At 68.0% G+C, this 21,868-nt stretch carries 24 protein-coding genes; 11 read left to right on the top strand and 13 right to left on the bottom strand.

Annotation, left to right across the window (positions count from 1 at the left end; genetic code table 11):
* The 3 genes from HC022_RS05940 to HC022_RS05950 all read left to right on the top strand — a co-directional run.
* On the top strand, positions 1-1,031 hold a 1,031-nt coding region (locus tag HC022_RS05940; protein WP_167451786.1), incomplete at its 5' end, for an aldehyde dehydrogenase family protein.
* Between the two features lie 73 nt (positions 1,032-1,104).
* Complete coding sequence (locus tag HC022_RS05945) at positions 1,105-1,848, top strand: rhomboid family intramembrane serine protease (RefSeq protein ID WP_167451797.1); 744 nt, start codon at positions 1,105-1,107, stop codon at positions 1,846-1,848.
* Positions 1,845-2,213 carry a GFA family protein gene (locus HC022_RS05950; RefSeq protein ID WP_167451787.1) on the top strand — a complete coding sequence of 123 codons (369 nt, stop codon included), beginning with the start codon at positions 1,845-1,847 and terminating at the stop codon, positions 2,211-2,213. Before HC022_RS05945 ends, HC022_RS05950 begins: the two co-directional genes overlap by 4 nt.
* A 101-nt stretch (positions 2,214-2,314) precedes the next feature.
* Here HC022_RS05950 and HC022_RS05955 read toward each other — a convergent pair whose 3' ends face one another.
* From HC022_RS05955 to HC022_RS05970, 4 genes are all read right to left on the bottom strand, one after another.
* Positions 2,315-3,106, bottom strand: a complete 792-nt coding sequence (locus HC022_RS05955; RefSeq protein WP_008884913.1) for an inositol monophosphatase family protein — start codon at positions 3,104-3,106, stop codon at positions 2,315-2,317.
* 79 nt (positions 3,107-3,185) lie between these two features.
* Entirely contained in the window at positions 3,186-3,509 is a 324-nt protein-coding gene (locus tag HC022_RS05960; RefSeq protein WP_254884955.1) for a hypothetical protein, read from the bottom strand.
* A gap of 200 nt (positions 3,510-3,709) precedes the next feature.
* Positions 3,710-4,111, bottom strand: coding sequence for a hypothetical protein (locus tag HC022_RS05965; RefSeq protein ID WP_167451788.1), 402 nt, complete (start codon positions 4,109-4,111; stop codon positions 3,710-3,712).
* 49 nt (positions 4,112-4,160) lie between these two features.
* Positions 4,161-5,363, bottom strand: coding sequence for a pyridoxal phosphate-dependent aminotransferase (locus tag HC022_RS05970; protein ID WP_167451789.1), 1,203 nt, complete (start codon positions 5,361-5,363; stop codon positions 4,161-4,163).
* Between the two features lie 110 nt (positions 5,364-5,473).
* On the opposite strand from HC022_RS05970, the gene HC022_RS05975 reads away from it, so the two are divergent.
* From HC022_RS05975 to HC022_RS05985, 3 genes are all read left to right on the top strand, one after another.
* Positions 5,474-5,869, top strand: coding sequence for a helix-turn-helix transcriptional regulator (locus tag HC022_RS05975; protein WP_008885604.1), 396 nt, complete (start codon positions 5,474-5,476; stop codon positions 5,867-5,869).
* Complete coding sequence (locus HC022_RS05980) at positions 5,866-6,126, top strand: succinate dehydrogenase assembly factor 2 (RefSeq protein ID WP_089955774.1); 261 nt, start codon at positions 5,866-5,868, stop codon at positions 6,124-6,126. Before HC022_RS05975 ends, HC022_RS05980 begins: the two co-directional genes overlap by 4 nt.
* 114 nt (positions 6,127-6,240) lie before the next feature.
* The gene (locus HC022_RS05985; RefSeq protein ID WP_008883662.1) at positions 6,241-6,738 is read left to right on the top strand and encodes a MarR family winged helix-turn-helix transcriptional regulator; all 498 of its coding nucleotides are present in this window, start codon (positions 6,241-6,243) and stop codon (positions 6,736-6,738) included.
* A 364-nt stretch (positions 6,739-7,102) separates the two neighbouring features.
* On the opposite strand, the gene HC022_RS05990 is transcribed toward HC022_RS05985, so the two are convergent.
* The 3 genes from HC022_RS05990 to HC022_RS06000 all read right to left on the bottom strand — a co-directional run bounded on the left by HC022_RS05990 (position 7,103) and on the right by HC022_RS06000 (position 8,906).
* Complete coding sequence (locus HC022_RS05990) at positions 7,103-7,264, bottom strand: hypothetical protein (RefSeq protein ID WP_008886248.1); 162 nt, start codon at positions 7,262-7,264, stop codon at positions 7,103-7,105.
* Between the two features lie 512 nt (positions 7,265-7,776).
* Positions 7,777-8,478, bottom strand: coding sequence for a DUF1194 domain-containing protein (locus tag HC022_RS05995; protein WP_040383893.1), 702 nt, complete (start codon positions 8,476-8,478; stop codon positions 7,777-7,779).
* Positions 8,472-8,906, bottom strand: a complete 435-nt coding sequence (locus tag HC022_RS06000) for a VOC family protein (RefSeq protein WP_089955771.1) — start codon at positions 8,904-8,906, stop codon at positions 8,472-8,474. The genes HC022_RS05995 and HC022_RS06000 overlap by 7 nt, the downstream gene beginning before the upstream one ends.
* Positions 8,907-9,141: 235 nt before the next feature.
* On the opposite strand from HC022_RS06000, the gene thyX reads away from it, so the two are divergent.
* Positions 9,142-10,056: an FAD-dependent thymidylate synthase gene (thyX, locus tag HC022_RS06005; protein WP_167451790.1), complete on the top strand. Its 915-nt coding sequence runs from the start codon at positions 9,142-9,144 to the stop codon at positions 10,054-10,056.
* Positions 10,057-10,137: 81 nt separating this feature from the next.
* On the opposite strand, the gene HC022_RS06010 is transcribed toward thyX, so the two are convergent.
* A complete protein-coding gene (locus HC022_RS06010) occupies positions 10,138-11,004 on the bottom strand; it encodes a DMT family transporter (protein WP_008884364.1) in 867 nt (288 codons plus the stop codon).
* The gene (mnmD, locus tag HC022_RS06015; RefSeq protein ID WP_167451791.1) at positions 11,004-11,675 is read right to left on the bottom strand and encodes a tRNA (5-methylaminomethyl-2-thiouridine)(34)-methyltransferase MnmD; all 672 of its coding nucleotides are present in this window, start codon (positions 11,673-11,675) and stop codon (positions 11,004-11,006) included. The genes HC022_RS06010 and mnmD overlap by 1 nt, the downstream gene beginning before the upstream one ends.
* A 148-nt stretch (positions 11,676-11,823) precedes the next feature.
* Here mnmD and HC022_RS06020 point away from each other — a divergent pair, with 148 nt between their 5' ends.
* On the top strand, positions 11,824-12,864 hold the full coding sequence (locus HC022_RS06020; protein WP_167451792.1) for an FAD-binding oxidoreductase: 1,041 nt from the start codon (positions 11,824-11,826) through the stop codon (positions 12,862-12,864).
* Between the two features lie 130 nt (positions 12,865-12,994).
* Here the strand turns inward: HC022_RS06020 and HC022_RS06025 are convergent, their stop codons facing one another.
* The 4 genes from HC022_RS06025 to HC022_RS06040 all read right to left on the bottom strand — a co-directional run bounded on the left by HC022_RS06025 (position 12,995) and on the right by HC022_RS06040 (position 16,518).
* Positions 12,995-13,438, bottom strand: a complete 444-nt coding sequence (locus HC022_RS06025) for a MaoC family dehydratase (protein WP_008884555.1) — start codon at positions 13,436-13,438, stop codon at positions 12,995-12,997.
* A gap of 152 nt (positions 13,439-13,590) precedes the next feature.
* Positions 13,591-14,463 carry a TIGR01459 family HAD-type hydrolase gene (locus HC022_RS06030; protein WP_167451793.1) on the bottom strand — a complete coding sequence of 291 codons (873 nt, stop codon included), beginning with the start codon at positions 14,461-14,463 and terminating at the stop codon, positions 13,591-13,593.
* A gap of 48 nt (positions 14,464-14,511) precedes the next feature.
* On the bottom strand, positions 14,512-15,384 hold the full coding sequence (locus HC022_RS06035) for an aldose 1-epimerase family protein (protein ID WP_167451794.1): 873 nt from the start codon (positions 15,382-15,384) through the stop codon (positions 14,512-14,514).
* Between the two features lie 213 nt (positions 15,385-15,597).
* Positions 15,598-16,518 carry a manganese-dependent inorganic pyrophosphatase gene (locus HC022_RS06040; RefSeq protein WP_167451795.1) on the bottom strand — a complete coding sequence of 307 codons (921 nt, stop codon included), beginning with the start codon at positions 16,516-16,518 and terminating at the stop codon, positions 15,598-15,600.
* Positions 16,519-16,705: 187 nt separating this feature from the next.
* Here HC022_RS06040 and HC022_RS06045 point away from each other — a divergent pair, with 187 nt between their 5' ends.
* The 3 genes from HC022_RS06045 to HC022_RS06055 all read left to right on the top strand — a co-directional run bounded on the left by HC022_RS06045 (position 16,706) and on the right by HC022_RS06055 (position 21,827).
* On the top strand, positions 16,706-16,900 hold the full coding sequence (locus HC022_RS06045) for a pyrophosphatase (protein WP_008884819.1): 195 nt from the start codon (positions 16,706-16,708) through the stop codon (positions 16,898-16,900).
* Between the two features lie 140 nt (positions 16,901-17,040).
* Entirely contained in the window at positions 17,041-19,320 is a 2,280-nt protein-coding gene (locus HC022_RS06050) for an NADP-dependent malic enzyme (protein ID WP_167451796.1), read from the top strand.
* A gap of 605 nt (positions 19,321-19,925) precedes the next feature.
* A complete protein-coding gene (locus HC022_RS06055) occupies positions 19,926-21,827 on the top strand; it encodes a propionyl-CoA synthetase (protein ID WP_008885063.1) in 1,902 nt (633 codons plus the stop codon).
* The last annotated feature ends 41 nt before the right edge of the window (positions 21,828-21,868 follow it).

Raw genomic sequence — 21,868 nt, forward strand, 5'->3', positions numbered from 1 at the left:
GTTGCCTCTACCTGCAGGAGGACATCGCCCCGCACGTGACCGAGATGCTGATCGGTGCCATGGAGGCGCTGACACTCGGCCAGCCGTGGGATCTGGCGACCGACGTGGGCCCGGTGATCGACGCGGAAGCTCGGGAAGCCATCGCCACCTATGTCGCCGCCGCCCGCGCCGAGGGGCGTGTCATCGCCGAGCGCGAGGTGCCCGCCGAGGGCCATTTCATCGGCCCGGCGATCCTGAAGGTCAACGGCATCGCCGAGATGGAGCGCGAGATCTTCGGGCCCGTGCTGCACCTCGCCATCTTCAAGGCCGATGAGCTCGACAGCGTGATCGACGCGATCAACGAGACCGGCTACGGGCTGACCTTCGGCCTGCAGACCCGCATCGACGACCGGGTGCAGTACGTGACCGAGCGCGTCGAGGCGGGCAACATCTACGTCAACCGCAATCAGATCGGCGCCATCGTGGGCAGCCAGCCCTTCGGCGGCGAGGGGCTCTCGGGCACCGGTCCCAAGGCCGGCGGGCCGCTCTACTGCGACCGTTTCCGCCGTCACGCCCATGCGGGGCCGGTGGGCAACTGGTCGACCCGCGACATCCCCGAGCGGCTCACCTCGGCACTCTACGCGGCGGGCCATGCGCCGGCGCCCACGACCGCCGAGCTGCCGGGGCCGACGGGGGAGGCCAACCAGTACACCAGCTTCGCGAGGCCGCCGGTGCTCTGCCTCGGGCCGGGCTCGGACTGTGCCGCGGCGCAGGCCGAGGCCATCCGCAAGCTGGGCGGGGTCGCGGTGGTCTCGCACGGCAAGGTGCCGCCCGAGGCGCTGGCCGAGGTCGAGGGCTTTTCGGCGGCGATCTGGTGGGGCGACGAAGCCAACGGCCGCGCCTACCGGCAGGCGCTCGCGCGGCGCGACGGTCCGATCCTGACGCTGGTCACCGGCAAGCCCGACCGCGGCCACGCCCGGGCCGAACGCCACGTCTGCATCGACACCACCGCCTCGGGCGGCAACGCGGCGCTTCTGGGCGGCAACATGTGAGCCTCGCGGGGCGCGGCCCGGTGCCGCGCCCACCGCGCTTGACGCGGCGGGAATTCGCGCCAAGGTCATGGCGATGTTTCCGATCCGCGATCATAACCCCTCGGGGCGCACGCCCTACGTGACCTACGGCCTGATCGTGGCGAACATCGCCATCTTCTTCAGCTACTGGTCGCTGTTCCGCGACGACCGCGCGCTCAGCGCCTTCTTCTACGACTGGGCGCTGATCCCGGCGCTGGTGACGCAGGGCGACGGCATCCCGGGCCTCTTCACCTCGATGTTCCTGCATGGCGGGCTGGCGCACCTTGCCGGCAACATGCTGTTCCTCTTCATCTTCGGCGACAATATCGAGGACGAGCTGGGCCACGGGCGATACCTTGCCTTCTACCTCGGCTGCGGGGTGATCGCGGGGCTCGCGCATTATCTCGCGGCGCCGCTGTCGCCGGTGCCCACGGTCGGTGCCTCGGGCGCCATCGCGGGCGTGATGGGGGGCTACCTGCTGCTGTTTCCGAAGGCGCGGGTCGACATCTTCATCTTCCTGATCATCTTCTTCAAGATCCTGCCGGTGCCGGCGTGGATCCTGCTGGCCGTGTGGTTCGCGCTGCAGCTTCTGGGCGGGTTCGGCGCGCAGGGCGACGGCAGCGGCGTGGCCTACTGGGCGCATCTGGGTGGCTTCGTCGCGGGCATGGGGATGATCCTGCCGATCTGGCTGCGCAAGGGCGGCCCCGCCTACTGGAGCCGCAACCACGGTCAGCCGCCGCACCCGGCGATGAACTACGCCGACACCACCCGCATTCCCAGGATAGGACGCAAACGATGACGGATCCGGTCAAGGTCACCTGCCACTGTGGCGCGGTCGAGCTGCGCGTGACGCTCAGCGACGGGCTCGCGACGGCGCGGCGCTGCGACTGCTCCTACTGCCGCCGCCGGGGCACGCCCGCGGTGACGGCGCCGCTCGACGGAGTAGAGGTGGTGAAGGGGGCGGAGACGCTGACGCTTTACCAGTTCGGCACGATGACGGCGCAGCACCATTTCTGCTCGGTCTGCGGCATCTACATGTACCACCGGCGGCGGTCGAACCCGAACGAGTACGGCGTCAACATGGGGGCGATCGAGGGGGTGAACCCGGCCGAGCACGAGCCCATTGGCTGGTCGGACGGCGTCAACCATCCCTCGGACCGCTAGGGCCGGCCTCGGGACGCCTCCGGCGGGAGTTTATCCGGCAAGATGAAGGGCGGGGCCGCGCGACAGGGCGGCCCGCAGTCCCTGTGGCCCCGGAAAGGGACTCAGACCTCGCGGATGACCTTGGCGAAGCCGTCGAAGATGGCGTTGTTGGCGCAGAGGAGCGAGCCCGTCTCGAGCGGGTCCTGGCCCTCGCGCACGCCGTCGACCAGCGCGCCGGCCTCCTGCGCGATGAGGTAGCCCGCGGCGATGTCCCAGATCTGCAGCTCACGCTCCCAGTAGCCGTCGTAGCGGCCGGCGGCCACGTAGGCGAGGTCGAGCGCGGCAGAGCCGAAGCGGCGGACGCCGGCGCATTCCGGCATCAGCCGGGCGAGGTCCTTGAGCGTGGCGGGCAGGGTCTTCTTGGCGGCGAAGGGCACGCCGGTGGCAAAGATCGCCTCGATCAGCCGGGTGCGGCCCGAGACGCGCAGGCGGCGCGAGTCGTTGAGCCAGGCGCCGCTGCCCTTCTCGGCGTAGAACATCTCGTCCTTGGCGGGGTCGAAGACGACGCCGGCGACGATCTGGCCCTTGTGCTCGAGCGCGATGGAGATCGCCCAGTGCGGCAGGCCGTGCAGGAAGTTGGTGGTGCCGTCGAGCGGGTCGACGATCCAGCGGCGGGTCGGGTCGGTGCCGTCCTGGCCGCCGCCTTCCTCGCCGAGCCAGCCGTAGTTGGGCCGGGCGCCCAGCAGCTCTTCCTTGAGGATGGCCTCGGCCGCGATATCGGCGCGGCTGACGAAGTCCCCCGCACCCTTCATCGAGACCTGCAGGTTCTCGACCTCGCGGAAATCCTTCACCAGCGAGCGGCCCGCCTTGCGTGCCGCCTTGATCATGATGTTGAGATTTGCACTGCCCTGCATGGTCATACCCTCGGCAAATGGTTCAGGCCGCGCGTATACGCGGCCTGTCCGGCTTTGCCAAGCCTTGCGGGCACGCGGATTACGTCCAGACCACGCCCTTTTCGCCTTCCGGCGCGCAGGCCTGGGGCAGATCGCCCCGATCAGAGCCCCGGCCGGCCCGCGGCGCGTGGTCCGACGGGGTGGAATAGGGGCCTGCCGTGGGGAGGCCGCAGGAGATCACGCCGCCCACGATCACCGGCTGTCGTCCGGCGTGGCAGTCGTTGGCGGCCGGGCAGGCCCGGATCAGCGGCTGGCGGCTGAGATCGGCGGTGGCATCGCCGGTGTGGGCGTCGTTCCGGGCCGGGGCCTGACAGGCGGAAATCGCAAGCGCCGCGGCGGCGGAAAACATCGTAAAAGCGCGCATGGGTCCCCAGATGGACCCCTTTTCAAAGCGAAAAGCAGGCTTGCGAGAGTACCAGCGACGGGGGCGTGTCAAATTTCCGCCCGATTTCCGCGTATTGGTGGAGGCGCGGAAACAGTCCCGGTTTAAAGGCGAGGATCGTTTCCGTTTCGCGCTCGGTAGCGGGGCAGGAGGCGAAGACTCATCCGCCCCTGCGCTGCCCTTCAGCCCTTGCTCAGCCTGTCCGCGCGCTTGCGGACCAGCACCGCGCGCAGGTCGTGCATCGCCAGCAACAACGCGTCGGTGACCTCGTCGAGCTGGTCGTCGGTGGCGCGGGACTGCGCCCACTGGGCGGTGAGGTTGAGATGATCGACGGCGCGGTGGATGTCGTCGATGTCGCGCTGGGCGAGCAGCGCCTTGCGCTCGGTCAGCCAGCTGCGGATGGCGGCGAGATCGGCGTCGCTGAGCGGAGAGTCCCCGTGCGGCCGGATCTCGCCCCGGTTGACGTTCACGACAGCGATCTGGTCCATCTCGATCCGGCGCTGGCGGTTCCCGGTGTCCACCCGGAACACCGCGGCACCGTTCTCGCGGATGCGGAAGTAGTAGTCGGGCAGATCGCCGGCCATGTCGTTCCCTCCTGTGTCGTCACCCCGTCCGGAGCGCGGCCGTCCGGGCTCAGGAGAGCCCGGCGCAGAAGGCCGCGATGCGGTTGCAGGCCTCTTCCAGCGCGGCGTCCGAGGTGGCGTAGGAGATGCGGAAGTTCGGGCTCAGGCCAAAGGCCGCGCCGAACACCACAGCCACGCCGTTCTCTTCCAGCAGCGCCTTGCAGAAGGCCTCGTCGTTCTCGATCAGGGTGCCGCCCTTCGAGGTTTTGCCCAGCAGGCCGGCGATCGAGGGATAGACATAGAACGCCCCCTCGGGCACCGGGCAGGTGATGCCTTGGATGGCGTTGAGCCGCTCGACCACGAGGTCGCGGCGGCGCTTGAAGGCCTCGGCCCGGGGCGCGAGGAAATCCTGCGGCCCGTTCAGCGCCTCGACCGCCGCCCATTGGCTGATCGAGCAGGGGTTGGTGGTCGATTGCGACTGGATCTTGCGCATCGCCGCGATCAGCTCCTTGGGGCCGCCGGCGTAGCCGATCCGCCAGCCGGTCATGGCATAGGCCTTGGAGACGCCGTTGCAGGTCAGGGTGCGCTCGTAGAGGCGCGGCTCGACCTGGGCCGGGGTGCAGAACTCGAAACCGTCATAGGCGAGGTGCTCGTACATGTCGTCGGTCATCACCCAGACATGCGGGTGGCGCATCAGCACCTCGGTGATCGCCTTCAGCTCGTCCCGGGTGTAGCCCGCGCCGGTCGGATTCGACGGCGAGTTGAACAGGAACCACTTGGTCCTGGGGGTGATCGCCGCCTCGAGCAGCTCGGGGGTGATCTTGTAGCCGAGCTCGGGCTTGCCCTCGATCACCACCGGCGTGCCTTGGCCGAGCAGCACCATGTCGGGGTAGCTGACCCAGTAGGGCGCGGGGATGATCACCTCGTCGCCGGGGTTCAGCGTCGCCATGAAGGCGTTGTAGAGCACCTGCTTGCCGCCGGTCGAGACGCTGATCTGCGCGGGCTCGTAGTCGAGCCCGTTCTCGCGCTTGAACTTGGCGCAGATCGCCTGTTTCAGCTCGAGCACGCCATCGGGGGCGGTGTACTTGGTCTTGCCCGCCTCGATGGCCGCGACCGCCGCCGCCTTGATGTTGTCGGGCGTGTCGAAATCGGGTTCACCGGCGCCGAGGCCGATCACGTCCTTGCCCTGCGCCTTGAGTTCCGCCGCAAGCTGGGTCACAGCCACGGTCGGAGAGGGTTTCACGCGCGCGAGGGTATCGGAGAGAAAAGCCATGAGGGCACCGTTTGTATTGAGGTCCCGACTGTCATAGGGTGCGCCCCGCACCCGTTCAAGCGGCTTCGGTGGCCGCGCGGAAGGCCGGCCCGGACCGGGAGGAGAGCGAGATGACCGACACGACCGACTGGTATGGCCCTGACGCCGCCACCTTCGGGGACCGCATCGCCGCCGCCCGCGAGGCCGCCGGAATGGGGCAGGAGAAACTGGCGCGCCGGCTGGGCGTGAAGCTGAAGACGCTGCAGGGGTGGGAGAACGATCTCTCCGAGCCGCGCGCCAACCGGCTGCAGATGCTGGCGGGGCTGCTGAACGTCTCGATGGGCTGGCTGCTGACCGGCGAGGGCGAGGGGCTCTCGGGCCCCGGGGACACCGAGCCGGCGCTTCCCGCCGACGTGAACGAGGCGCTGCTGGAGATCCGCGCGCTCAAGACCGAGATCCAGACCGCCGGCGACCGGCTCGGGCGGCTGGAGAAGACTTTGCGCCGGCTTCTGAAGGACGAGGCATGACCGAGACACCCGAGAACCGCCTGAAACGCCTGACCATGCGCTCGATGCGCCGGGGCATCAAGGAAATGGACATCATCCTGATGCGCTACGTCGACGTGCGGCTGGCGGGCATGAGCGCCGCCGAGCTCGACGCCTACGAGGCGCTGCTCGAGGAGAACGACCAGGATCTCTACCAGTGGGTTTCCGGCCAGCGCCCGGCGCCTGCACCGCTGCAGCCGCTGATTGCCGACATCACCGCGGTGGCCTGCAACCCGTGACGGGACAGCGAGGCCAAAAGAAGGCGCGTTTTTCCAAGTATCTTATGAGACTTAACCGATTGTTGGTCTTTTTGCCCCAAATCTGCCGTTCAAACAGAACAGGCGGAGACCGTTATGAGCATTCATGCCTCCATGGGAAAGAAGCCGCTCAGCGGCTACATGGCCGGGTATCTTGAAACGCTGGCGCTGGTCGAAAGACTGCACAGGCTTCTGCTCGATGTGATCAAGGACGAGTTCGAGCGCACCGGCGTCATCGAGATCAACGCGGTGCAGGCGCTCCTGCTCTACAACATCGGCGACAACGAGGTGACCGCGGGCGAGCTCAAGTCCCGCGGCTACTATCAGGGCAGCAACGTCAGCTACAATCTCAAGAAGCTGGTCGAGATGGGCTACATGCATCACCAGCGCTGCGAGATCGACCGCCGCTCGGTCCGGGTGCGGCTCACCGCGCAGGGCCGCGACATCCGCGACATGGTGCAATCGCTGTTCGAACGCCACTCCGACGGGCTCGAAGGCCGCAACGTGATCGACCTGAACGGTCTCGACACGATCAACAACTCGCTGCGCCGGCTGGAGCGCTACTGGACCGATCAGATCCGCTACATCTACTGACCCCGCGCCGCGTTTCTCGGCCCTGTGCGGGGACGCCGCGTCCGCCCCGGGCCGGAGGGGCAGGGGCACAGGTGCCTGCTGGGGGCGGCGCAACGAGCGAGGCGGTTTTGGCAGGTGGTGAGACGTGAGGGCGTCTCGGACGCGCGGGGCTGTTCACGTCAGAGTTTTCTTGCAGCCTTTGAGGCTACACTGCAGGCCCAGATGCCAGTCTGTTCGGTGGAGCTGTTCTCAAGCCTTTGCGACGCCGCACGTAAGAGAGGCCGCGCGGGCCAGACCTCTGGCCACGCGCAGCCGCTTTGAGCCCTCTCGGAGCGTCGTGGCGATTTATCAGGAATCTGAAGTCAGCGGGCCAGCGTCGCCGGGATCAGTATGTCCCGTCGAGGCCCACGACCCTGAGGCGCGGCACCGGGCGCGGTGCGATTGCACCCTCTCGCGCCTGCGACAGGCGCCCGACCGCAACAACCAGCGCGATCACGGGTGAGATGATCAGAAAGCCTATGAACAGGCCAATCACAAAAGCCATCATGTAAGTTCCTCCCTGATAACGAGGCTATCACGGATTCGCGGCGACACAATGCCACATGTGACATTGGCGACCGCGACTTTCGTTGAGGTGGCGACAAAGCCGGCGCTGCAGGGGAGGATTGTTGCCGCTTCCGCTGCCGCGGCATGGCGGAACTGCGGGTTCGTGCGCTTCCGTGGCAGCAAGGGACTTGCTTGCAGGGTTGGAGGCCGTGAGGCGCTGATGCAGGGCGTTCGGAAACGGTCTGGACCGTCCGGCAACCGCGTGAGCTCTTTCGGCAGAGGCAGAGGCAGAGGCAGAGGCAGAGGCAGAGGCAGAGGCAGAGGCAGAGGCAGAGGCAGAGGGAAAGGGAAAGGGAGAGGGAGAGGGAGAGGGAGAGGGAGAGGTCTGCCCGTCACCGCAATGTCTCAGCTCTCGACGTCCTCAGATCGGCACCTCCATGCCTTAGAACCGCGCGCTGGGCTCCTGGAACGGCTCGCCGGCGCCCCAGGCCTGCAGACCAGCCCGCCACCGCCTCAGGGCAGGAGCTGTCCCACGATCATGTCGTTGAGCTCGCGGAACAGCTTGAGCGTCATCGCGCGGCGGAAGTCCTCGTAGCTTTGCGCCACTTCGACGAAGGCGCCGGGGCCGTGCACGACCTCGCCGCGGAAGTACTCCACCACCCGCGGGTCCGAGCCCAGCACCGCCAGCCCGTTCACGGTCACGTTGGTGAAGGGGAAATGCGCGTAGGCCTGCTGCGGCCGGAAGCCGTCGTTGGTGATGCCGTCGCCGGAGACGTCGATCACCCGCCGCGAGCAGACCGGGGCCCGCTGCAGCATCGTCGCGCCGTAGCCGAGCGCGTAGCCCATCGCGGTGGGAAAGCGGTTGTGGCTGCGCGGTGCGGCGAGGATCTGCGCCACCGCCTGCTGCAAAGCCGCCTCGTCGGTGAGCGGCGTCCAGTCGAGCACGATGACCGACTGCCGCCGCCCGCTCCATTCGTAGACGCCCAGAACCACGTCGCCCTCGCCACCGAAGATCGACTGCGAGATGTCGGGGTCCGCCAGCGCCGCGGCGAGCCCCTGTTTCTGCAGGGTGTATTCCGCGTCGTCCACCGAAGACGATACGTCCAGCGCCATCAGCAGCGCCAGACGGCAGCCCTCCGCCCGGACGGCACCGGTGCAGAGCACCAGCGCCACTGCGGCTCGCGCCGCCAGCCGGAGGGCCGCCAGCGTCACCAGTGGCCCGTGTTGGACATGCTGGCCCAGGGCTCCTGCTCGGGCAGGGCGTCGCCCTGCTGCAGGATCTCGACCGACACGTTGTCCGGCGAGCGCACGAAGGCCATGTGCCCGTCGCGCGGCGGCCGGTTGATGGTCACGCCCTTGTCCATCAGCAGCTGGCAGGTCTCGTAGATGTTCGGGACCGAGTAGGCGAGGTGGCCGAAGTGCCGCGAATCCGAGGGCAGGCCGTCATCGCCGTCCCAGTTGTAGGTCAGCTCCACGTCGGCGGTGCCGTCGGCCTGTTCGGGCGGGCACAGGAACACGAGGGTGAAGCGGCCGTTCTCGTTCTCGACGCGGCGGCGCTCGGTGAGGCCCAGCAGCTCGTAGAATGCGATGGATTTGTCGAGGTCCTTCACGCGGACCATGGTGTGCAGATACTTGATGCCCATGGAGCATGCTCCTTCCGTCAGTTGGTTGACTCCAGAGAGTAGAGAGCGCAGCGAATATGTCGAGTGTGCAGTCTCGTGCCGCGCTCACGAGCCGATGGCGCCGCGGTTCGTGGCCGCCGGGGGGTCGTGCGGCGGCGCGCGTGCCAAACACACCCCATATGGCTGGCTTCCACGGTCAGATCCGCCATATATGGGGTTCACCGACTCGCAGCTTGAAGAAAAAGGGATTCGCCCCATGCCGCTCAGCCCCGACCAGCAGGCCGAAATCGACGCGCAGCGCAGCACCCCGCAGGAGACCCTGCGTGCCGTGGCGCCGGGCATGGAGCAACATCTCTACACCGCGCTGCCGGTGCTCGATCACGGCTTCGTCCGGGTCGTGGACTACATGGGCGACGACGCGGCGATCTGCCAGGCGGCGCGGGTGTCCTACGGTCGCGGCACCAAGTCGGTCAGCAACGACGAAGGGCTGATCCGCTACCTGATGCGGCACTGGCACTCGACCCCCTTCGAAATGTGCGAAATCAAGCTGCACGTGAAGCTGCCGATCTTCGTGGCGCGGCAGTGGATCCGCCACCGCACCGCGAACGTGAACGAATACTCGGCGCGCTACTCGATTCTAGACCGCGAGTTCTACACCCCCGCGCCCGAGCACCTCGCCGCGCAGTCGGTGGTGAACAACCAGGGCCGGGGCGAGACCCTTTCAGGCGAGGAAGCCGAGCGCGTGCTGCGCTACCTGCGTGACGACGCCATGCGCGCCTACGATCACTACGAGGAGATGATCTCGACCGAGGGACAGCAGGGCCTCGCGCGGGAGCTGGCGCGGATGAACCTGCCCGCCAACATCTACACCCAGTGGTATTGGAAGGTGGATCTTCACAACCTGCTGCACTTCCTGCGCCTGCGCGCCGATGCGCACGCCCAGTACGAGATCCGCGTCTACGCCGACGCGATCTGCGATGTGGTGCGCGATTGGGTGCCCTTCGCCTTCCGCGCCTTCGAGGATTACCGCATGGGCGGGGCGCAGCTCTCGGCCACGGCGCTCGACTGCGTGCGCCGGATGCTGAAGGGCGAAGAGGTCACGCAGGAGAGCTCGGGCATGTCCAAGGGCGAATGGCGTGAGTTCCGGGCCGTCCTCGACGGCGCCGCCTGATCGGAGACAGCAACCGGCGGGGCCGTGGTGGCGCCCGCCGGGATCCGGCGCATCCCCTGGCCCCCTGGCGCGAGCCTCGGGTCAGCCCCTGACCCGGGCGCGCCACAGGGTGAAAAGCCCCGCCGCCACGATGATGCAGGCGCCGATCGCCACGTTCGGGCGCAGGGTTTCGCCGAAGACCGTCATCCCCAGCGCCGCCGCGAAGACCAGCTGCAGGTAGGCGAAGGGCTGCACCGCCGAGGCCTCGGCGACCTCGTAGCACTTGATCAGGGTGAAATGCCCGAGCGCGCCGGTGATGCAGAGCAGCCCCATCCAGCCCCAGTCTGCGCCGGTCATAGGCTCCCAGAACCACGCGCCCACCACGGTGGCGGTGATCCCCCCCGAGATGCCGGTCCAGAAGAACGAGGTCGCGGCGCTGTCCTTGCGCGCCACGTAGCGCGTCAGCAGGCCGTAGAGCGCGAACATCAGCGCCGCCACCAGCGGCACCACCGCGTAGGGCGAGAACACCCCGCCCGAGGGTTGCAGGATGATGATGACGCCAATGAAGCCCACGCCGATGGCGGTCCAGCGCCGCCAGCCGACCTTCTCACCGAGGATCGGCCCCGAGAGCGCCGCCACCAGCAGCGGGTAGGCGGTGAAGACCGCGTGGCTCTCGGTGAGGCCCAGCAGCACGAAGGCGGTGACCATGACCCAGATCTCGGCCACCAGCAGCACGCCGCGGAAGATCTGCAGAAGCGGCTGACTGGTGGCGGCGGCGGCCCTGAGCCCGCCCGCCTGCCGCCCCGCGACGGCCATCACGAAGGCTGCGAAGAACCAGTAGCGGATCATCACCACCATGTAGACGTTGTACTCGGCCGACAGGTGCCGCGAGATGCCGTCCTGCAGCGCGAAGACAAGCGTGGTGAAGACCATCAGCCAGATGCCGAGGCTCGTGTTCTGCTGTGCCATCAGGAAAACTCCGCCACGGTCATGTGTCGCTTGCGCCCATATCCCGGCTGGCGGGTCACCGCAAACCCTGCCGCCTCGAGCGCGCGGCGGACATGGCCCGCGGCGGTGTAGCTCGCGGCGGTGCCGCCCGGTGCGGTATGGCGCGCGACCTCCGCCATCAGCTCCGGCCCCCAGAGCTCGGGGTTCTTGGCGGGCGAGAAGCCGTCGAGGAACCACGCGTCGGCGCGGCCCTCCCAGGCGGGCAGGGTCTCGCGCGCATCGCCCGCAACCATGCGGAAGGCGAGGTCGGGAAGCTCGATCTTGCGCGCGCCGCCACGCCAGAACGGTGCCAGCTCCTCCGCGATGTCGCCCAGCTCGGGAAAGGCGGCCTGCGCCCGGATCATGTCGCCGGCCTCGAGCGGGAAGGCCTCGAAACTGGTGAAGCTCAGACGCCCGGCGCAGCCCGCGTCGCGCCAGAGTTGCAGCGTTGCCAGCAGGTTGAGCCCGGTGCCGAAGCCCAGCTCGGCCACATGAAAGCCGTCCCGGAAGCGCTCCGGCAGGGCGTTCCCGGCAAGGAAGGTGTGGCGGGTCTCGGCGAGGCCGTTCTCGAGCGAGTAATAGGGGTCGTCGAAGCGGGGCGATACCGGCACCCCGCCGTCGCGCCAGATCGGCGCATCCGGCTGGTTGGTCATGGTGGTCTGTCCAAAATGGGTTTCGGCTTGAGCCTGCTGCGGTGGGCTCGCGGCGCGTTCGGGGCCGGTACGGACGGCGCCGAATTGCGATTCAGGTTCAAGGCGAAACGCTGTAGAACGGGCGCGACCATGGACGGGAGGCTTGGGAATGGCAAGTGTGGATGTGACCGTGCGCGGGGCGGGGATCTTCGGCCTCTCCATTGCGTGGAGCTGCCTGCGCGGCGGTGCGACGGTGCGGGTGGTCGACCCGTACGGACTTGGCGCGGGCTCGAGCGGCGGGCTGGTGGGCGCATTGGCGCCGCATGTGCCCGAGAACTGGAACCCCAAGAAGGCGTTCCAGCTCGAGAGCCTGCTGATGGCGGAAGCCTTCTGGCACGCGGTCGAGGCCGAGGGCGGCGTGTCCCCGGACTATGCCCGCAGCGGACGGCTGCAGCCGGTGGCCGACGACGCGGCGCTCGAGCTGGCGCGGGCCCGCGCCCTGACCGCGCGCGAACTCTGGGGCGACGCCGCGGTGTGGGAGCTGATCCGCGCCGACGATGCGGGCCCATGGGCGCCGCTCAGCCCCAGCGGCTGGCTGATCCGCGACACGCTGAGCGCGCGCATGTCGCCGCGCCGGGCCGGGGCGGCGCTGCAGGCGGCGCTGGCGGTGCGCGGGGTCGAGATCGTCCCCGAGGCCGAGGACGAGGGTGCGGTGCTCTGGGCCACCGGCTGGCGCGGGCTGCTGGATCTCTCGCAGGCGCTGGGCCGGCCGGCAGGCACCGGCATCAAGGGCCAGTCGGTGCTCTTGCGCCACGACGCGGGGGAGGTGCCGCAGGTCTTCGCCGGCGGGCTGCATATCGTGCCGCATCATGACGGCACCGTGGCGCTGGGCTCGACCACCGAGCGCGAGTTCGACGACCCCTCGAGCACCGACGACCAGTGCGACGCACTGGTCGAGCGCGCCGTGGCTGCGATGCCGGTGCTGCACGGGGCCGAGGTGGTGGAGCGCTGGGCCGGGGCACGCCCGCGCGCCCGCAGCCGGGCGCCGATGCTGGGGCCGTGGCCCGATCGGCCCGGACATTACATCGCCAACGGCGGCTTCAAGATCGGCTTCGGCATGGCGCCCAAGGTCGCCGAGGTCATGACCGCGCTGATGCTGGACGGGCGCGACACCATCCCCGACGGCTTCCGGGTCGAAGACTCGCTCTGACGCAGCGACGGGACGGTTCGGAAAACACGAAAGCCGGGGCGCGCGACCCCGGCTCTTCCAATGGCCTCAAATATCCCCGCCGGAGGCAGGCCGGACATCGCGGCCGGGCGCCGCTTCCGGTCTGTGCGCCTCAGTCGAACTTGCGCGAGGGCGCGAGAACCTTGGCCTCGCCGATCACCACCTTCTTGCCGTCCACCGAGCAATGGCAGTCGAGCGTCACCCGGCGCTTGGCGTGGTCGATGTCGACCACCGTCACCTCGGCATGCACCACGTCGCCGGGGCGCACCGGGCCGAGGAACTTCAGCGTCTGGCCGAGGTAGATGGTGCCGTGACCGGGAAGCTGCTCGCCGATCACCGCCGAGATCAGCCCGGCGGTCAGCATGCCATGGGCGATGCGGCCTTCGAAGATCGTGTCATGGGCATAGGCATCGTCGAGGTGCACCGGGTTCCGGTCGGTCGAGACCTCCGCGAACATCTCGATGTCGCGGTCCGTCACCTGTTTGCGCAGGTGCCGCGTCATGCCCATCTCGATATCCTCGATGCAGATCGTTCCACGCGGAAGATTGTCCAACATCTCAGCCTCCATGATCCTCGGTCCGGTAATAAATAAGCTCTACGCTACCGTTGCTGAGCAACTTTATTACTTCGCGACTGCAGAAAATCAAGAGGCAAATGGCCCGCCGGTGCCTGATCGGTACCAAAGTGGCATGGCAGGCCGGAATCGGCTCAGCGCAGGAAGCCGATGGAGTAGGTCGGCGTCACGCCTTCCCTGGCGAGGAACTCGAGCAGCAACTCCTCGTGCGGGTGGAGCTCGGTCGCGGTCTCTTCCGCGGCGAGCCCGCCGGTGATGAAGAGCGAATCGATGTCCTCGCCCACCGCGCCCAGGATATCGGTCTTCACCCCGTCGCCGATGGCGAGGATCGCGGGGTCGTCGAGATCCGGCGCCACCTCGAAGAGCCGCCGCCGCGCGAGATCGTAGATCGGCGGATGGGGCTTGCCGAAATAGAGGCTCTCGCCGCCCATCTCGGTGTAGAGCGCCGCCAGCGCGCCGGCGCACCACTCGCGCCTGTGGCCGCGGTCGACGACGATGTCGGGGTTGGCGCAGAGCAGCTTCAGCCCCTTCTGCTTGGCATAGAGGAACTGCGGCCGCATCGCCGCAGGATCGGCGGTGGCGTCGAAGAGCCCGGTGCAGACGATGCCCTCGGCCTCTTCCAGCGGCACGGTCTCGATCTCGACCGGGTCGGTGATGATCTTCAGCGGCTCGAAGAAGCTGCGCTCTTCCTCGAGGCCGATGAAGTAGACCTTGTTGCCGACGGCGCCGGTGAACATGGCGGCACGCGCCGAGTCGCCGGAGGTGGCGATGTTGTCCCACGCGTCCTCGGGCACGCCGAAGCGCTCGATCTGCTTGAACACCTCCTTGCGCGAGCGCGGCGAGTTGGTGACCAGAATGACGACGCCGCCGCTGGCGCGGTAGGCGCGCAGGGCCTCGATCGCCTCGGAATAGGCCTCGACGCCGTTGTGGACGCAGCCCCAGAGGTCGACGAACATCGCGTCGTACTGGTTCGATATTTCGGGCAGAGCGTGGATGATCCGGGTCATGATGGCCTCAGGGTCGAAGTTGGTGTCAGTGTGATGCGGGCGGGCGGCTCAGAGCCGCGCGGTCACCCGCCAGGCGAAGCGGCTGGTGGCGCCGGGGGCGAGGCTCTGGCTGAACGGGCGCTCGGCCACCTGCGGCGAGGCGCCGGTAGCGGCGGCCATGCCGTGCCACGGCTCGATGCAGAGGAAGGGCGCGCCGGGCGGCTGCCAGAGCGCGAGGTTGGGCAGGTTGTCGAATTCGAACTCCAGCGCCGGCCCGCCGGGCACGCCGTAGCGCAGCGCCTCGCCCGCGCCTTCGGGAAAGATCATCGCGTCGGCCTCGAACTGGTCATGCGCCAGCTCCAGCCTGCCCGCGGTGAAGGGCGAGGGCAGCCGGTCGGGCGGCAGGAGACCGCCGCTCAGCCGCGCCATGTCGGGCTCGGCGCCATTGGCGAGGGTGATCTCGTGTGGCTTCCCCGCGCCGCCGGGCAGGGGCCAGGCGAAGGCGGGGTGGAAGCCGAACCCGAAGGGCATCGGCTCGGCGTCGTCGTTGCTGATCTCGACCGCGACCTCGAGCGTGTCGCCGGCGAAGGCGTGGGTCACCGCGATCCCGAAGGCAAAGGGCCAGACGGCGCGGGTCTCGTCGCTGTCGCGCAGGGTGAAGCGGCAGCTCCGGGCATCGTGCGCGTCGAGGGTGAAGAGCGCGCGGCGGGCGAAGCCGTGCTGCTTCATCCCGGTCTCGAAATCGCCCACGGCGATACGGTCATCCGCGGCGCGTCCGACGATGGGAAAGAGGATGGGCGACCGGCCGCTCCACCACTGGGGATCGCCGTGCCAGAGCAGGTCGGCACCCTCGGCGGTCCGCAGGGTCTGCATCTCGGCGCCAAGCGGCGCCACGGTGGCGGACAGGGTGTCGCCCGAGATGCGGACGGGATCGGTTGGCATGGGCTTGTCTCGACGCGGTTTCTGCGGGCGGAGCATCGCCCAGCATGGGGCGGATGACCAGATGTCGGGGCAGTAAATTTCGCCTGTGCGGCGGGGCAGGGCGCCCGGGCAGGGACGGCTTCCCAAACGAGTAGCGGCATTCGCAAAAGAAAATGCCGGCCTCCTTGCGGGGGCCGGCACCGGATGCATCGATACGTCGCGAAAGCGCGGCGATCAGAGCTTGAGGTTCGGGATGATCTGCTTCTTGCGGGACATGATGCCCGGCAGGACCACGGTGTCGCCCGAAACGGTGGCGCCGAAGCTCTTCTCGGCCACGGTCTTCACCAGGTCGTTCGGGACCAGCAGGGTGGCCTCTTCCTTGATGATGTCCACCACGAAGAGCAGCACCTCGTCGACGCCATCCTCGGCCGCGACGGTCTTGAAGCTCTCCATCAGCGACGCCTTGCGGTCGAGCGGGATCTCGGGGGCGGTGGTCTCGAGCACGGAGACGCGGAACTTGGTGCCCTCGACCGCGTATTCCTTGCTGTCCATGCGGATCAGCTCGGCGTCGGAGAAGGCCGAGACGTCGGACTTGGCCGCGAACATCTTGGAGGCGAACTCGGAGATGTTGACGCCGAGGTCGGCGGCCAGCTTCTCGGCCACGGCCTTGTCATGGGCGGTGGTGGTCGGCGAGCGGAACTCGAGCGTGTCGGACAGGATGCAGGTCAGCGCCGCGCCCTTGATGGCCTCGGGCATCTTGGCGGCGTCGTCGCCCATCAGGTCGACCATGATGGTCGCGGTGCAGGCCAGCGGACGCACGGTGATGTCGATCGGGCCTTTGGTCTCGAGCCCGCCGACCAACTTGTGGTGGTCGATGATCGCGGTGATGTCGGCGGCGTTGATCGACGCCGGCAGCTCGGCCGGGTTGTTGGTGTCGACGATCACCACCGGGGCGCCTTCGGCCACGTCGGAGATGATCTCGGGCTTTTCCAGACCCCAGTGCGAGAGCATGAAGGCGGCTTCGGTGTTGGGCTCGCCCAGCAGCGCGGGCTTGGCGGCCTCGCCCTTCACCTCGTTCAGGTACCAGGCCCAGACGATGGGGCTGCCGGTGCTGTCGGTGTCGGGAGACTTGTGGCCGAATACCAGGGTGGTCATGAGGAAAGCTCCTTGGGTGCATATCGGATTTTCGCAGGCCTTGTAGCCGTGGCGCGATGCCTTGTCACCCGGCGAAATGCTGCACGCGCGAGGTGTGGGCGCAATCAGTTGCTCAATCGGATGGAACTCGCGCCTTCCTGCGGAGTTGGGATGCAACTCGGAGAATATGATCAGAGGATAGGATCAAATGAACGCCACGTTTCGCCCCGCCCAGATCGACGCCGCACTCGACGTTCCCCCGGACCCGCGCCAGCGCATGAGCGCCACGCAGGAAGAGCGACTGCGCGAGCTCTCCGAGCGCACCGGAGAGCCGTTCTACGAGGACCTCACAGTGCTTCAGGCAGAGCAGCGCATCGAGCTTCTCGAGGCCGTCGCCTACTGATCCGCGGCCCGGGGTTTTCCGCCCGGACCGACCCTCGCCGACCCGGATGGGCGCCTTTCCCATTTACGGCTCGTCGGACTCCTGATATTCGGCCTGCATCAGATTGTTCAGTATTGAACTAAATCGGGAGCGTCGCCGCAATGTCCGACACCGCACAGGAAAGCCTCCGCCAGGCGGCGCTGTTCTACCACGAGAACCCCAAGCCCGGTAAGCTCGAGGTCCGCGCGACCAAGCCGCTGGCCAACGGCCGTGACCTCAGCCGCGCCTACAGCCCCGGCGTCGCGGAGGCCTGTCTCGAGATCAAGGCCGACCCGCAGACCGCCGCCCGCTACACCTCGCGCGGGAACCTCGTCGCGGTGGTGTCGAACGGCACCGCGGTGCTGGGTCTCGGCAACATCGGCCCGCTCGCCTCGAAGCCGGTGATGGAGGGCAAGGCCGTCCTATTCAAGAAATTCGCCAATATCGACTGCTTCGACATCGAGCTCGACCAGCCCGACCCCGAGAAGCTGGCCGAGATCGTCTGCGCGCTCGAGCCCACCTTCGGGGCGATCAATCTGGAAGACATCAAGGCGCCCGACTGCTTCATCGTCGAGAAGATCTGCCGCGAGCGGATGAACATTCCCGTCTTCCATGACGACCAGCACGGCACCGCCATCGTCGTGGGCGCCGCCGCGACCAACGCGCTGCACGTCGCGGGCAAGGACTTCGAGGACGTCAAGGTGGTCTCGACCGGCGGCGGAGCGGCGGGCATCGCCTGCCTCAACATGCTGCTGAAGCTCGGGGTCAAGCGCGAGAACGTCTGGCTCTGCGACATCCACGGCCTCGTCTACGAGGGCCGAGCCGAGGACATGAACCCGCAGAAGGCCTGCTTCGCCCAGAAGAGCGACCTGCGCACGCTCGACGACGTCATCGACGGCGCCGACCTCTTCCTCGGCCTCTCCGGGCCGGGCGTGCTCAAGGCCGACCAGGTCAAGCGCATGGCCGATAGGCCGATCATCTTCGCGCTCGCCAACCCGACCCCGGAGATCATGCCCGACGACGTGCGCGCCGTCGCGCCCGACGCGATCATCGCCACCGGCCGTTCGGACTTCCCGAACCAGGTGAACAACGTCCTCTGCTTCCCCTTCATCTTCCGCGGGGCGCTGGACGTGGGCGCGACCGAGATCAACGACGCCATGGCGGTGGCCTGCGTCGAGGGCATCGCGGCGCTGGCCCGGGCCACGACCTCGGCCGAGGCGGCAGCGGCCTATCACGGCGAGCAGCTCACCTTCGGTCGCGACTACCTGATCCCCAAGCCCTTCGACCCGCGGCTGTCGTCGGTGGTGTCGAGCGCGGTGGCCAAGGCCGCGATGGAGTCGGGCGTGGCAGCGCGTCCGCTCGACGACCTTCAGGCCTACAAGGAGAAGCTCAACCAGAGCGTCTTCAAGTCGGCGCTGCTGATGCGCCCGGTGTTCGAGGCCGCCCGCACCGCCTCGCGCAAGATCGTCTTCGCTGAGGGCGAGGACGAGCGCGTGCTGCGCGCCGCGCAGGCGATCCTCGAGGAGACCACCGAGCAGCCGATCCTCATCGGCCGCCCCGAGGTGCTCGAGAGCCGTTGCGAGCGCATGGGACTCGAGATCCGTCCCGGCCGCGACTTCCACGTGGTGAACCCGCAGGACGACCCGCGCTACCGCGACTACTGGGAAACCTACCACCGGCTGATGGCGCGCCGCGGCGTGACGCCGGACCTCGCGCGGGCGATCCTGCGCACCAACACCACCGCGATTGCCGCCATCATGGTTCATCGCGAAGAGGCCGACAGCATGATCTGCGGCACCTTCGGCGAGTATCGCTGGCACCTCAACTACATCACCCAGGTTCTGGGCGGTGGCGGCTTCGAGCCGAATGGCGCGCTGTCGCTGATGATCCTCGAGGACGGCCCGCTGTTCCTCGCCGACACGCAGGTCTGGACCGAGCCCACGCCCGAGCAGATCGCCAAGACGGTGATCGGCGCCGCCCGCCACGTGCGTCGCTTCGGCCTGACGCCGCAGATCGCGCTGTGCTCGCGTTCGCAGTTCGGCAACCAGAACGACGGCACCGGCCCGCGGATCCGCGCCGCGCTCGACATCCTCGACAGCGAGACCCGCGATTTCGTCTACGAGGGCGAGATGCACGTCGACTCGGCGCTCGACCCCGAACTGCGCGAGCGCCTGATGCCGGGCAACCGTCTGCAGGGCGCCGCCAACGTGCTGATCTTCGCGCAGGCGGATGCGGCCAGCGGCGTGCGGAACATCCTGCGCCTCAAGGCCTCGGCGCTCGAGGTCGGCCCGATCCTCATGGGCATGAGCAACCGCGCCCATATCGTGACCCCCTCGATCACCTCGCGCGGACTGCTCAACATGGCCGCCATCGGTGGCACCCCGGTCGCCAGCTACGGCTGAGCGAGCACCGTCCGCGCCACCACCGCTGCCTCGTATCCGCGCAGGATCGGTGCGGCGGGCGGGGGCGGGACGATGGCCCCCGGCACATCGACCCCGGCCTGTGCCGATAGAGGTCTGCGCGCCGTCAAAGCGCGGCTGGCCGCTGCTCTAGATGCTCAGGACCCCGCCCGACTCGATCAGCTCGCCGGTGACCGGTGCGCCGAACTGGGGACGGAGGATCCTGTTCGTGGTGAGCAGCAGGCCGTGGGGCAACAGCGCGCCGTTGTGGGGCGTGACCTCTGTGTCCGAAGCGGCATGGCGTAGTTCCCCTCGCGACGAAGGGCCGGCCTGGCCGTGACCGAGGCGAATGGAGGGGGCGCCGCACGCGGCAAAAGTGATTCACGCACACCGCGACTTTGCCATTTCAGAGTTTGCCAATTCGCAAACGGACCAGAACTTTGCAGCTTTCCTTCATATTTTAGGGAGTTTGCAAATATTTGCCGAAGTTAGCGCTCTGTTAAGCGCGAAACCCTGCGATATTCTGACCTGCCATGCGGTAACATACTTGCTCGGTGCGGGGCTCATGCCTCATGACATTACCCAGATTTGAGAGGAGGAGCTTTCCCATGGGCTACAAGGACGTGTACGCGGCGTGGCAGGAGGATCCCGAGGGGTTCTGGATGGAGGCCGCCAGCGCCATCGACTGGGTCAAGGAACCGTCGAAAGCGCTGTTCGACAAGGGCGGCGACATGTACGAGTGGTTCTCGGACGGGCTGGTCAACACCTGCTGGAATGCGGTGGACCGTCACGTCGAGGCGGGCCGGGGCGACGAGATCGCCATCATGCACGAAAGCCCGATCACCCACGCCACCAAGGGCATCACCTATTCCGAACTGCGCGACCGCGTGGCGTCGCTGGCGGGCGCGCTCAAGATGCGCGGCATCGAGAAGGGCGACCGCGTCATCATCTACATGCCGATGATCCCCGAGGCGCTCGAGGCGATGCTGGCCTGCGCCCGGCTCGGCGCGGTGCACTCGGTGGTGTTCGGCGGCTTCGCGGCGCACGAGCTCGCGGTGCGCATCGACGACTGCACGCCCAAGGCGATCATCGCGTCGAGCTGCGGCCTCGAGCCCGGCCGGGTGGTGCATTACAAGCCGCTGCTCGACGAGGCCATCGCGCTCTCGACCCACAAGCCCGAGTTCTGCGTGATCTTCCAGCGCGCGCAGGAGGTGGCGAAGCTGGTCGAGGGCCGCGACTTCTCGTGGCACGGCTTCCAGTACGGCGTGAAGCCCGCGGAATGCGTGCCGGTCGAGGGCAATCACCCGGCCTACATCCTCTATACCTCCGGCACCACCGGCCAGCCCAAGGGCGTGGTCCGCTCTACCGCGGGCCATCTCGTCGCCCTGCAATGGACGATGAAGAACATCTACAACATCGGGCCGGGCGACCGGTTCTGGGCGGCTTCGGACGTGGGCTGGGTCGTGGGGCATTCCTACATCTGCTACGGCCCGCTGATCACCGGCGCCCAGACCATCGTGTTCGAGGGCAAGCCCATCGGCACCCCCCATGCCGGCGTGTTCTGGCGGATCATCCAGAACCACCGGGTGAAGAGCTTCTTCACCGCGCCGACCGCGCTGCGCGCCATCCGCCGGGCGGATCCGGACGGCGAGTGGATCAAGCGCTACAAGCTGCACGACCTGCAGGCGCTGTTTCTCGCGGGCGAGCGGGCCGACCCCTCAACCATCGAATGGGCGCAGAAGCACCTCGGCGTGCCGGTGATCGACCACTGGTGGCAGACCGAGACCGGCTGGGGCATCGCCGCCAACCCCATCGGCATCGAGCTGCTGCCGGTGAAGCTGGGCAGCCCATCTGTGGCGATGCCGGGCTACGACGTGCGCATCCTCGACGAGGGCGGCCACGAGCTGCCCGCGGGCGAGCTCGGTGCCATCGCCATCAAGCTGCCGCTGCCCCCGGGCACGCTGCAGACGCTCTGGCAGGCCGAGGCACGCTACAAGAAGTCCTACCTCAGCCAGTTCCCGGGCTACTACGAAACCGGCGATGCGGGCATGAAGGACGAGGACGGCTACCTCTACATCATGTCGCGCACCGATGACGTCATCAACGTCGCGGGGCACCGCCTGTCCACGGGCGCCATGGAAGAGGTTCTGGCCTCGCACCCCGACGTCGCCGAATGCGCGGTGATCGGCGTGTCGGACGCGCTCAAGGGCCAGCTGCCACTCGGCTTCATCTGCCTGAGCTCGGGGGTCGACCGCGACCATGCGGAGGTCTGTAAGGAATGCGTGAAGCTGGTGCGGGACCAGATCGGCCCGGTCGCGGCCTTCAAGCTGGTGACCGTGGTGGATCGCCTGCCAAAGACCCGCTCGGGCAAGATCCTGCGCGCCACCATGGTCAAGATCGCCGACGGTGAAGAGTTCAAGATGCCCGCGACCATCGACGACCCGGTCATCCTCGACGAGATCGGCGTGGCGCTGAAGGGGCTGGGCTACGCCTCGAAGGTGCCGGCCTGACCTGAATTTCCCGCCCGGACCCGGCGTTTTGGCCGTGTCCG

Origin of the sequence: Salipiger sp. HF18, from assembly GCF_011806505.1 — a bacterium.
GTDB classification, from domain to species: Bacteria; Pseudomonadota; Alphaproteobacteria; order Rhodobacterales; family Rhodobacteraceae; genus Salipiger; species Salipiger thiooxidans.